Raw genomic sequence first — 12,895 nt, 5'->3', positions numbered from 1 at the left:
CTGTATAATCCTTGCCGAAGCTGAAGGGCGTCGGAAACGCAAGCTCCGGCTTATTAGTGTCCACCAGACACATCCAGCCCTTGCCGCCCGTAACTTCCGGCAGCTTGCACTTCACCACATCATGATGGGCATTGAGGATCAACAGCAGCGTTACGTCCGTACCACGCCTGCGAATGCCGGTCGGCTGGGCGCGGCCGTCCAGCAGGATGCTGATGCAGCGGGCATGCGAATCCTCCCACTGCTCCGGAGTCATTTCGTCGCCCGCGGGCGTCAGCCAGGTCACATCCTTCAGGTCGAGTTCTTCGTTGTAGACACCGCTCAGGAAACGGCCGCGACGCAGGATCGGCAGGCTTTGACGCAGCTGGATCAGTCTGCGCGTGAACTCGAAGAGTTCGGCTCCATCCTCGTCCACGCCTTCCCAATCGATCCAGGAGATCTCGTTATCCTGGGCATAGGCATTGTTGTTGCCCTTCTGAGTGCGTCCAAACTCATCGCCCGCAAGAAGCATGGGCGTGCCTTGCGAGAAGAGGAGGGTGGCGAGGATGTTGCGCATCTGTCTGAACCGCAGCGCACGAATTTCCGGATCGTCGGTCGGGCCTTCGACGCCGTGGTTCCAGGACAGATTGTGATCGTGCCCGTCCTTGTTGTCTTCGCCGTTCTCTTCGTTGTGCTTGTCGTTGTAGGATACGAGGTCGTTGAGTGTGAATCCGTCGTGCGCCGTCACGAAATTCACGGACGCCCAGGGCTTGCGTCCGCGCTTGTTGAACAGGTCGGCGGATGCGGTGAAGCGAGAGGCGAGTTCCGGCAGCTTGCCGTCTTCGCCTTTCCAGTAGGCGCGCACCGTATCGCGATAACGATCATTCCACTCCGCCCAACCGGGGGAGAAGCGTCCCACCTGATAGCCGCCGGGGCCGCAATCCCACGGCTCCGCGATCAGCTTCACCCGGCTGAGGATCGGATCCTGCCGGACGGCATCGAGAAAGCGACCGTCCTCCTCGAAGCCATGCGGCTCACGACCGAGGATCGTGGCGAGATCGAAGCGGAAGCCGTCCACATGCAGTTCCTGGGCCCAGTAGCGCAGGCTGTCATTGACCATCTGCAGCACACGGGAGTGACTGAGGTTCACCGTGTTTCCGGTTCCGGTATCGTTGATGTAGTAGCGCTTATCCGGCGCGAGCCTGTAGTAGGATTCGTTATCGATGCCCTTGAACGAGAGAGTCGGGCCAAGCTCGTTGCCCTCGGCGGTGTGGTTGTAGACCACATCGAGGATCACCTCGATCCCGGCATCATGGAAATGGGTCACCATTTCCTTGATCTCGTTCACGAAGGGCGTCGCGAGATAGCGAGGTTGGGGCGCGAAAAATCCGATGCTGTTGTAACCCCAGTAATTCCGTAGTCCCTTCTCCATGAGATAGCTGTCATCGACGAAGGCATGGATCGGCAGAAGCTCGATGGCAGTCACGCCGAGACTTTTGATGTAGTTGATCGACTCGTGGTGCATGAGCCCGGAGAATGTCCCGCGGATCTCCTTCGGGATCGCCGGATGCTGCATCGTGAAGCCCCGCAGGTGAGCTTCATAGATGATGGTGCGTTCCCATGCTGTCTGGGGCCGACGCTCGTTCCCCCAGGTGAAGGCCTGCTCGATCACGCGGCATTTGGGCATGAAGGCGGCGCTGTCACGCTTGTCGAATGACAGATCGGCGTCGTGCGATCCGATCTCGTAACCGTAGAGCGCGGGATTCCAGGTCAGGTTGCCGATGATCTGCTTGGCATAAGGGTCGAGGAGCAGCTTGTTGGGGTTGAAGCGATGTCCGGCATCCGGTTCGTAAGGCCCATACACGCGATAGCCATAGGTTGTGCCGGGGCGAGCATCCGGCAGATAGCCGTGCCAGACTTCATCCGTGTATTCCGGCAGCTCGATCCGCTCCAGTTCGCGTTTGCCTTCCGCATCGAACAGACAAAGCTCGACCTTGGTGGCGTTGGCGGAGAAGAGCGCGAAATTAACGCCGAGGCCATCCCACGTTGCGCCTAGAGGGTAGGGCATTCCCTCGCGGATCCTTGACGTCCGCCTTACGGAAGGCGTGACGATATCGGAAGGTGTGGTTTCGCGGATCTCGACTTTATCGTTCATACACAGGTCTCGGAGAGCGGAGCAGAAATGTCTGCTGCATCAACGCACAAATCGGCCGGAAGTCCCTTTCAAGCTGAACTATAACTTCATGTCCGGGGCCTTGCGGTCGAACACAAGGATGAGTGTCGCCAGAGGCGGGATGGTAAGAGTGAGCGAGCATGGGCGGCTGTGGCTCTCGGTGCCTTCCGTCATGACGCCGCCGAGATTGCCCACGTTGCTTCCGCCATACATGGCGGCATCCGTATTCACGACTTCGCGGTAGAACCCGGGGAGGGGAACGCCGATGCGATATCCCTCGCGCACCACGGGCGTGAAGTTCGACACCACGATGGCGATGGAATCCTCGGCGTTACCCCGCCGCAACCACGCAATCACGCTGTTGTCCCGATCGTCGGAAACGATCCATTCGAAACCCTTCCATTCACAATCGCGCTCGTGAAGGGCAGGAACCGAACGATAGGCCTCGTTGAGGTCTCTGATGAGAGACTGCACACCCTGGTGGAAAGGATCCTCCAGCAGGTGCCAATCGAGGCTATAATCGTGATTCCATTCCTGCTCCTGTGCGAACTCGCCGCCCATGAACAGAAGCTTCTTGCCGGGATGTCCCCACATGAAGCCGTAATAGGCACGCAGGTTCGCGAAGCGCTGCCATTGATCGCCCGGCATTTTGCGGATGAGCGAGCCCTTGCCGTGCACGACCTCGTCATGGCTGAGCGGCAGGATAAAGTTCTCGGAGAAGGCGTAGAGCAGGCCGAAGGTCAGGTCATGGTGGTGATGACGGCGGAAGACCGGATCCTTGCTGATGTAGCGGAGCGTGTCGTGCATCCAGCCCATGTTCCATTTGAAGCCGAAGCCGAGGCCGCCGGTATAGGTCGGATGCGACACGCCGGGCCAGGCGGTGGATTCCTCCGCAATCGTGACGGCGCCGGGTGCGGTGGCATAAGCCACCTCGTTCATCCGGCGCAGGAAGTCGATAGCGCCCAGGTTTTCATTGCCGCCGTAGCGATTGGGAATCCACTCGTCCGGCTTTCGTGAGTAATCGAGATAGAGCATGGAGGCCACGGCGTCGACGCGCAGGCCATCGAGATGATACCGCTCCAGCCAGAACCGTGCATTCGCCACGAGGAAGGTGGCGACCTCCTGCCTCTCGTAATTGTAGATATGCGTGCCCCAATCCTGATGGAAGCCGAGGCGCGGATCGGCATGCTCGTAGAGATGCGTGCCGTCGAAAAAGCTCAAGCCATGAGGATCGTTGGGGAAGTGTGCCGGCACCCAGTCGAGGATGATCCCGATCCCCGCGGCATGAGCGGCTTCGACGAATGCCGCGAAGTCCTCCGGTCCGCCAAAGCGGCTTGTCGGCGCATAAAGCGAGATCGGCTGGTAGCCCCAGGAGCCGTCGAACGGATATTCCGTAATCGGCAAAAGCTCGATGTGGGTGAAGCCCAAGTTCTTTACATAAGGAATGAGCCTGACGGCTAGCTCGCGATAAGTGAGATATCGATTGTCTTCCTCGGGCACTCTGGCCCAGGAAGCGAGGTGGCACTCGTAGATCGACATCGGAGCCTTGCGATGGTTCTGCGCGGCCCGTGCCTTCATCCACTCGCCGTCGCGCCAGTCGAAATCAGGCGCGCCTTTCGTGATCGAGGCAGTCGCGGGCGGATGCTCCGCCGTGAAGGCAATCGGGTCTGCCTTGAGCGCGAGGAGGTTGCCTTGCAAGCCGACGATCTCGAATTTGTAGCGCTGATCCGCCGATACATCGGGAATGAAGAGCTCCCAAACGCCCGCATCGTGGCGTCGCCGCATGGGATGGCACCGGCCGTCCCAGTTATTGAAGTCGCCGACGATGCTGATGCGATGGGCATTGGGCGCCCAGACGGTAAACAGGTAGCCCTGGATGCCGCCAAGATCGAGATGATGAGCGCCAAGCTTCGTGTAAACCGCGTCCGAGCCCGGATCGCGCAGGCGCATCAGATCGTCCTGGGACAGGAACGTTCCGAAGCTGTAGGGGTCGTGACGGATTTCGAACCCGTCCTGCCGCTGGATACGAAATCTGTAATCCGGGCGCTCCGCGCTCTGGAACGTGCCGACGAAATAGCCCTCGGGCAGCCGCTTCTCCATGGATGCAAGAACGGTCTCGCCATCGCGACCGACGATGGAAGCGGCCTCCACCCAGGGGAGGATGGCGCGCACCTCCCAGATTCCAGGCGCCACTTCATGAGGACCGAGGACCGAGAAAGGGTCGCCGGAGGCAATAATATCAGAAACCGAATGCGGCTCCGCTGAACGCATCTTTGCGCTCTGCGATGCACCCCTGCGCTGAGCCATTCAGGCATCCCCTTGCGATCGAACTGCAACCAAGGGCCGGCAGGCCCGACCACGTTCTTGCTCCGTGAGAGGAGTTCATTATGGGGCAGGCACGATCCATGACCAGACGCAGTGGCGTGCCCGGGGTTGAGATTTAATGGTCTTCCTCTAGAGAGCCCTGCGATGACCGCAGGACCGCAAAGGGAAAAGCTTCCAGAATATCGGCAAGCGGAGTTTCCTCGGCTGTGGTTTTCAAAGGCTTCCCTGTTATCACATTCACCCATCGCCCATGAGGCAGCGTGATAGTCACTCCATTCCAAGCCTTCGGATCCGGATCCGGCCTGTTGCCGGAAACAAGCGAGGCCCAGAAACGTGGAACGATCACGACAACAGTTTCGTGCCTCCACTGCCTGATATAGGCGATAAAGTGGTCGGACCTATCACCTCGGATTTCGAGCGGCTGATAATCACCTTCGCTGTATAGCCCCGGCGTCTGCGCGCGGTCCTGAAGCAGTTGCTTGAGAACGTACTGCTTGATCCGGCCATCCTGCCATTGTGAGAGAAGTGCATCCGGCGAAGCTTCTGTTTCGATGGTCTGTGAACGCCCCTGATAGTCTACCGGTCTGCGATTGTCTGGATCGACCAGCGCGAAATCCCAGAACTCCGTTCCCTGATAGATATCGGGGACGCCGGGCAGAGTCATTTTGAGAACCGTCCGTGTGAGGCCGTTCAGCATACCCAGAATGGACAGACGCTGTGCCAGAGCACGGAAGCGATCAAGAATCTTATTCTTCGGGTCGAGGGCAGCGCGAACCAGCGCCAGTGTCGTGTTCTCATAATCCTCTCGCGGATCAACCCAGCTCGTATGCCGTTTGGCCTCGCGAAGCGCCTTGATGACATAGCCCTCCAGGCGCTCCTGAAACCAGGCGAGCTGTTTCGCATCGTCCCTCTCCAGGAGTTCGAGAGGCCAAGCGCCAAGAAGAGACTGAAGCAGGATGACCTGATCGTTCGCATCCGGGCTTGTTTGACCGTTGGTGATAGTGAGGTGAGGAGAGATCGCGTCGCACCATTGTTTGATCGCCTCCTGCCACTCCTCAGGTATCTCGGACAGTGCCAAAAGTCTGGCACGCGCATCCTCACCGCGCTTCGTATCATGGGTTGCCGTGGCAATCATCGCATGCGGCCAGTGTCTCGCCCGCTCGCGATTGGCATGGTGGAAGTCCTTTGCGGAAATCCCGAAATGCCCAGGGTCGCCGCCGACTTCGTTGAGAGCAATCAAGCGTCCATAGCGGTAGAACAGGGTGTCTTCCAGGCTTTTGGCCATGACAGGGCCGGCAAGTTGCTGGAAGCGACGCCTGAAGCGGACAAGATCCTCGGAGTGAACGCGCTCCAGCTTGCCGAGAAGTGCTGTCGCGATGAAGTCATGAACGGAGTGATCCGGGAGCGAACTTTCACTCTTGGCTGCCCTGACCGTCTCTTCCAAGAGCTCGACGTCCTCAGCCGCAGCCTCAGCATCTCTGAGATATGTGCGATAGACAGGAAAGGCAGCAATGATTTCGACGAGAGCCTGTCGAAGAGCGAAGGCCGTATAGTCGCGGGTGAGGCGGCTTGCATTCGCGATGGGCTTGATATCGGAAACCAGAGCTTCAACCTCGCTAGCAAAGTTTGCTTGCGTGATCTGGACTTTGGCCTGCCTGAGCAAGCTCTCGTAGGAATCCTCGATGTGCGCGGCTTGACGATAGATCCGGTCCATGCTGTCGCTAGCTTTGGCATCGACCAAAACACTGTCGATCAGGTTGAGAACATCGTACCCGCTTGTTCCTGCAACCGGCCAAGGACGCAGGTCTTCACCCGGCTCGAGAATTTTCTCGACAACCACATAGAAGCCAGGGCCAACCTTCGCCTGGAGAGCGTTGGCGTAGCTTTCCGGATCGGCGAGACCATCGATGTGGTCAATGCGAAGGCCATGAATTCGGTCTTCGTCGATGAGGCGCAGGATCAGCTCGTGGGTGCGTTCGAAAACATCAGGCTTTTCCACTCTCATACCGGCGAGAGTATTAATGTCGAAGAAGCGTCGGTAATTGATGTCGCTTGAGGCGACACGCCAGTGCGCGAGGCGATAAGCCTGGGCTTCGAGTAGTCGATGCAGAATCTCGAAGCTCTCGGGCGACCCGACGATGCCGTTGATTGCCTTCACGGCACTATCGATAGCCTTCTTGACTCTCGGTTGAGCATAGATGGCAGAAAGAGCTTCCTTCAGCTGGCAGGAGACTTTTGCAACATCCAAGCCGGTTTCTAAATTGCGGAACTGCTCGGTTAGGGTCCTCAATGCAGTTGCTGCAGCTTGATCATCGAGGAGTGCCGGCGTGTGATCAAGAATGAGTGGGTAGGTAAGCGGGCAGATCGGGAATCTGTGCTCCCAATGCCATACGCTGAAGCTGCCATCCTTCTCGTCGAATTTCAGTTGCAATTCGCCTTTCTCCAGCGCCTCTCCATAATGAGACCCGAGGAACGGCACGATGAGTTTTCCGTCGGCGCCCGAGCGCTGCCAGTCGATATCGAAGGCTTCGGCATGAGATGTGAGGCGTCCCCATTCCAGCACGGATAGCCACCAGCCGTTGGCCTGGCCGCCGACGCCCATGTGGTTGGGCACGATGTCGAGGAGAAGTTTCAGGCCGTGGGCTTTCAGTACGTCCGAGAAACGCCTGAAGCCTTCTTCCCCTCCGAGTTCAGGATTGATGGCCCCATGGTCGACGATGTCATAGCCATGYGTCGAGCCGGGGCTTGCCGCTTGTATGGGCGATGCATAGACATGGCTGATCCCAAGGCTTGCCAGATAAGGCACGATCTTTGCCGCGTCGTCGAACGTGAAGTCCTTATGAAACTGGAGGCGGTAGGTTGCGCGCGGAGGTGGAGCAGCAAGAATATTTCTGCGGCCCAAGGCATCCCTTCCTTCCTGAGCCAAAGCGACGGACAATCGGGCTATCAGGCTATTGGGAGCCATGATCGATTCGAGCGTGTTCGAAAGACGCCGGCGCCAGTTGGGATGGCCTGCATCCATGCCCGGCATGTTGGGCTGATTCAGTTCACCTGAAGCATCCTCGATTTGCAGCGCGGTGAGAGTACATGTCGTGCGCGCAAGGTATCGCACCGCGGCTTCCAATGGAGGTGCGTGCGGTATGTCGGCTGAGGGAAGCAGCTTCTGCTCCGCAAGTGCCTTGGCAAATTCCTTCTTGTCGGCTTCCCGGGCCATACGCTCGTTGTTGGCTGTTGCAGGATCGAAGACGGCAAGCGTCTGCCGCAAGTCGATATCGAGGCCACGCCACCATCCGATGAAGGTCGGCAGATCATGGGTCGTAATCACGGCCATCGCGGAGCGGGGATAATCATCGGGCTTTTTGAACGCCGCATCCTCTCGCTCGAACGGCAGGACGCGATAGCTGAGCACGCCCGAATTCATGATGGCATCGGAGAAGCCTTTCGGAGCCGTGCCGAGATCCTCCGCGATGACAAGACAGCGGGCACGGTGACTTTCTACCCGCAGAACCGCGAGCATCGCCTCGAACGGATAATCCACATAGGCGCCCTGAGAGGCTGGTGCTCCTGAGGGGATAAGGAACAGGCGCTGAAGCTGGAAAGCGTGGTCGATGCGGATCGCGCCCGCATGACGCATGTTGGATGTTACCAGATCGCGGAAGGCCGCAAGCCCTTGCTCTTCGAGCGTCAGCGGATTGAAAGGCGGAAGTCCCCAGTTCTGCCCCTGTGGCCCTAGAGGATCCGGTGGAGCCCCGACGGCAAGGCCGGGCGCAAATCTCTCGGGCGTTGCCCAGATTTCCGAACCGCCGCCGTCTGCGCCGACGGCAAGATCACGATAAAGCCCGATGCTCAGCCCGGCCGTATGTGCACGTTCGGTGGCCTGTGCGAGCTGCCGATCCGCCTGCCACTGAAGCCAGGCATGAATGGAGATGCGATTCCCATGAGAGGTGCGGAACTGCCGCACCTCCTCGGAGTGCACAGACTGATAAGACTCCKGCCATTGACCGATCCAGTGAAGGTTCTGCTCACGAAAATATTCGGACAAGGCTTCGAAAGTGGCGTGAGYCTCTAAGGCATCGCCACCGGAATGCCTGAACGCATCAAAGGCACTGTGATCAGCCGAACTCTGGAAGTGCTTCCACAAAGCCTCCAGCAGTGGGAGCTTGATGGCCCAGACTTCTGCATAATCGATGAGCGATGCATTCTGCAGAGCGGCCAGGCGTGCCTGCGTGCTCTCATCGTCAAGCAACTTTTGCGCGCCGCTTTCAACGAAACCTTCCACACTTCGCGGGTCGATATAGATCGACTCGAGAAACAGGCGTGAGGACGGCGAGTACGGAGATATTTTCGAACGATCAGACGCAAAGAGTGCATGGACAGGGCTCAAGCCTAGAAAGGATGCACCGAGGGCGCCGACACCTTCCGCCGCCACCGCAACATCGGAGTAGTCACCGATGCCAAGATCGGTGTAGGAGCGAAGAGAGTAGACCTGCGCCGAAGCGCCCCATAGGCGTGCCTCTGCCTTCAAGGAATCCGGCTGCCAGCACTGGCCGGGAGCGGAAATCAAGGTTGCGCTGAACTCACCTATCCGAAGCTGGTGGTAGCCCATCCGCAGGGCAGGAAGTTCAAGAACACGCGCGCCTTTCGCAATCGATCCTTTATGAACAGTGCCATCCTCTGTAATCAGAACCCATTCGGCTTGTGGAGGATCCTTGCGAAATACGATCCGACCCGGACTATCCGCGCTTACAACAGGAACCGCTGGAAGAAAACCTTCTCGCAGATGCTCCAGCCGAGCAATGCTTGTCTGAATCTCAGTCTCGGAGGCGATCCTCAATCCAAGCGCCGTGAGGAGGGCATTGCGGGTATCGGGCGTCGTCTCGACTTCCCGCCCAAAGGCATCCTTATAGTTGGATGAGATGCCGACGAGTTCGGCCAGGCGCTCCAGAAGAGCATCGTATTTCGTCATTAAAGAGTTTCTTTCAGCAGAATGCCGGACCACGGGCGGACTTGAATGCTTGCGTCGGTGAATGAGATATTTGGGCTCGACCACAAGACATGTGTTTGACGAGTCGGGCTTTCATCAATGGTCCTGTCACCGAAATTGGCAAGAAGCCTGAGAGACCCATTGCTGAAGCGCCATGTGACATCGAGAATACCATCCGATGTAACTGTGTAGGATGAGCCGCTGTAGCCACTCTTGAGAAGAGGGACGATCTCCGTTCGACGCAGTTCGAGCAGTGACTGTGTTCGAGTGCGGATGTCCCGATGCGGCGAGCGCTCGGCTTCGCTCCAGTCGATCTTCGACCGTTCGAAGGTTGCTCGGTCCGTCGGGTCTGGAATTCGCTGCGCCGTTTCCGGGTGTGTAAAGGCTTTGAAGTGCTTGAACTCCCCCCTCCGTCCGTCGCGCACGGCTTTCGCGAGATCTGGTTCGCTCTCGAAGTCGACGAAAAATTGGAACGGCGACGAAGCTGCCCATTCCTCGCCCATGAAGAGCATGGGGATTTGAGGGGAAAGGAGGAAAATGGCTTGCGCCAACTCAAGGCGATCGGCTGGAATAAGATGTGAAAGCCTCTCGCCAAAGGCCCGGTTGCCTACCTGATCATGGTTTTGAAGGAACGACACGAAAGCGCTTGGCGGAAGATGGGCAGAGGGCTCGCCCCTGATCTTGCCTTGTTTGTGAGGCGAAGGATCGCCCTGGTATGCAAAGCCTTCGGCAATCGCACGACCAAGGTGCTGCAGCGGCGCTTCCGCATAATCGTGGTAATAGCCCTCGCTCTCGCCAGTCAGCAGAGCATGCCATGCATTATGGATGTCGTCGGCCCATTGAGCCGTGTGCAAGCTGGGCTTCCCGTTCTCCTGGCGTTCCAGCCAACGCGCTTGGTTCGCTTCGTTCTCCAACACGAGATGAATGTGCCGTTCAGGGAAGGCTGCGCGGATGCGGTTAGCCAGCTCTTCGAGAAAATGCAGCTTGCTATCGTCGATGATGGCGTGAACAGCATCGAAGCGCAGACCGTCGAACCGATACTCTTCCAGCCAGTACAGAGCGTTGTGGATGAAGAAGTCTCGGACATGACGGCTTCCATCGCCATCCACATTGATGCCGGCGCCCCACGGGGTAGGGTGCCTGTCCGTGAAGAATTCCTTGGCATAGGCGTGAAGATAATTCCCTGACGGTCCGAAGTGATTGTAGACCACATCCAGAAACACCATCAGTCCCAATTCATGGGCACGATCAATCAGTCGCTTCAGGTCATCCGGGCTGCCATAGGCCGCATCCGGCGCAAAGGGGAGCACGCCGTCATAGCCCCAGTTGCGCTCACCCGGAAATTCCGCAACCGGCATGAGTTCGATCGCCGTGACGCCGAGGTCTCTTAAAGCCTCGAGCTTGCCAATTAAAGCAACATAGGTGCCCTCCTGGGTCGCCGTGCCTACATGCAGTTCATAGAGGACGGTCTCTTCCCAAGGTCGCCCCATCCAATGTGCTTGAGACCATGTGTAGGATTGCGGATCCACGACGAGGCTTCGCCCATGCACGTCATCCGGCTGAAACCGCGATGCTGGATCCGGGACGATGAGTTTGCCGTCAATCTTGAAGCCGTAGCGCATGCCCGCGCGCGCATCCTTGGACAGAAGATTGTACCAACCCTCTTGCCCAGCGGGCATAGGTAACTCCATATCATCGAGGATAAGAGAAACATTCTCAGCGCTCGGCGCCCAGAGAGCAAAGCGAACGCCCTCAGAGGCCACTTCCGCCCCGAAAGGCATGGAATGAAATCGCCGCATGGAAACTCCGGAATTGAGAGGGCACATGCGAACGAGCTTTGCCGTACAAGGTTCCGCATGCTTTCAAAAAATACAGCCGAGCTTGAGAAAAGCCCATCTTTACGCCATGTGGCGATGCACTCGGAGAAGCAATTTTTGTAAACACCTTCAACGGGGTTACATGAAAATTCTCGGTGAAAATTTGAGGTACTCGGAAATAATTTGAAATTCGTTCGGAACATTCCTTGCTGCACTGCGTTATGAACGCGACCTGCTTTGGGCGCGGTGGGTCAATGGGGAACGCGCTCTCGTGATGACATGCTGGACACTTATTCACCGAAAGCCGGCGCAGCTTTCGCGACATCGGCGCGCGCCGAATTGCAGAACGATTTCCACCCTTCCGTTTCAGTTTCCCGTCGACAGTCCATTCTTTTTGTGACGTCGGAAATCGCCGATTACATCAAGGCAGGTGGTCTCGGCGAAGTCTCCGCAGCATTGCCCCGGGCGCTGCGGTTGCATTACGACGTACGCATCCTCATCCCCGGTTATCCGCAGGTTCTATCGCAGATCGGCGAGATCGAGCAGATCGCGCAAATGCCGGCGTCCTTCGGCATCCCTGCCTGTGGCCTTGGGCGCGGCAGAACGAAGGATGGCCTGACGGTCTATGTGCTTCTCTGCCCGGAACTCTATGAGCGGGAGGGATCGCCCTATGTCGATGCTTTCGGAGCTGACTGGGCCGATAACGATATCCGCTTCGCGCGACTGGGCCTCGCTGCCGCCGACATCGCCTGCGGCCATGGAGATCCTCTGTGGCGCGCGGATCTTCTCCATCTCAACGATTGGCCCTCGGGCCTTGCCGCTGCGTACCTCGCTTGGCGTGGGCAGCACATTCCGACCATCCTGACCATTCATAACTTGGCTTATCAGGGTCTTTTCGAACGGAGCCGCTTGTCGCGTCTTGGCATTCCGGATGCTGCCTTCCACATCAACGGCGTTGAATTTTATGGCAAGTTGTCCTTCCTAAAGGCAGGCATCTTCTATGCCTCTCACATCACCACGGTGAGTTCCACCTACGCGAACGAGATTACGCGCCCGGAATTCGGCTGCGGTCTCGATGGCTTGCTGAGGACGCGCGCCCAGCAGGGCAGGCTGGATGGCATCATCAATGGGATCGATGCGAGCTGGGATCCGAGCAGCGATCCTTATCTCGTGAGCCGCTTCTCCGCCGAGAATTGTCGGGGCAAGCGCGCGAACGCTCATGATGTGCGCAAGAATTTCGGCTTGGCGTTGTCGAATGGGCCGCTCTTTGCCGTTGTCTCCCGACTCGTCCATCAGAAGGGTGTCGATCTTGCCATCTCTGCAGCGGAGACCATCGTCTCGCAAGGTGGGCAGATCGCCGTGATCGGCCAAGGCGAGCCTCGCTTCGAACATGCATTGCAGGTTCTCGCTCACCGGCATCCAGGCTCGGTGGGTGTGAAGATCGGATACGACGAGGGCGCAGCGCGCCGCATGTATGCGGGAAGCGACTTCCTTCTCATGCCGTCGCGCTTCGAGCCCTGCGGTCTGAGCCAGATGTATGCTCAGCGTTTCGGCTCGCTGCCGATCGCTCACAAGACCGGCGGCCTTGCCGACACCATCGAGGATGGGGTGAACGGTTTC

At 58.2% G+C, this 12,895-nt stretch carries 5 protein-coding genes; 1 reads left to right on the top strand and 4 read right to left on the bottom strand.

The window, feature by feature from the left end; all coding sequences use genetic code 11:
- The 4 genes from glgX to treZ all read right to left on the bottom strand — a co-directional run.
- On the bottom strand, positions 1-2,044 hold a 2,044-nt coding region (gene glgX, locus ACXJKO_RS24690; RefSeq protein WP_457093717.1), incomplete at its 3' end, for a glycogen debranching protein GlgX.
- A 165-nt stretch (positions 2,045-2,209) separates the two neighbouring features.
- On the bottom strand, positions 2,210-4,456 hold the full coding sequence (glgB, locus tag ACXJKO_RS24685; RefSeq protein WP_457093716.1) for a 1,4-alpha-glucan branching protein GlgB: 2,247 nt from the start codon (positions 4,454-4,456) through the stop codon (positions 2,210-2,212).
- Positions 4,457-4,589: 133 nt separating this feature from the next.
- Entirely contained in the window at positions 4,590-9,440 is a 4,851-nt protein-coding gene (gene treY, locus ACXJKO_RS24680) for a malto-oligosyltrehalose synthase (RefSeq protein WP_457093715.1), read from the bottom strand.
- Positions 9,440-11,257 carry a malto-oligosyltrehalose trehalohydrolase gene (treZ, locus tag ACXJKO_RS24675; protein WP_457093714.1) on the bottom strand — a complete coding sequence of 606 codons (1,818 nt, stop codon included), beginning with the start codon at positions 11,255-11,257 and terminating at the stop codon, positions 9,440-9,442. Before treZ ends, treY begins: the two co-directional genes overlap by 1 nt.
- Before the next feature lie 297 nt (positions 11,258-11,554).
- On the opposite strand from treZ, the gene glgA reads away from it, so the two are divergent.
- A partial coding sequence (glgA, locus tag ACXJKO_RS24670) for a glycogen synthase GlgA (protein WP_457093713.1) occupies positions 11,555-12,895 on the top strand: 1,341 nt, incomplete at its 3' end.

This window comes from Microvirga sp. P5_D2 (assembly GCF_054049475.1).
The sequence above is the reverse complement of the archived record's forward strand: the minus strand, read 5'-3'. Positions and strand labels throughout refer to the sequence as shown.

What these genes read in the sequence shown, in the direction of transcription:
- glgB (WP_457093716.1), bottom strand. Translation starts at nt 4,456, where the DNA reads ATGGCTCAGCGCAGGGGTGCATCGCAGAGCGCAAAGATGCGTTCAGCG.
- treZ (WP_457093714.1), bottom strand. Translation starts at nt 11,257, where the DNA reads ATGCGGCGATTTCATTCCATGCCTTTCGGGGCGGAAGTGGCCTCTGAG.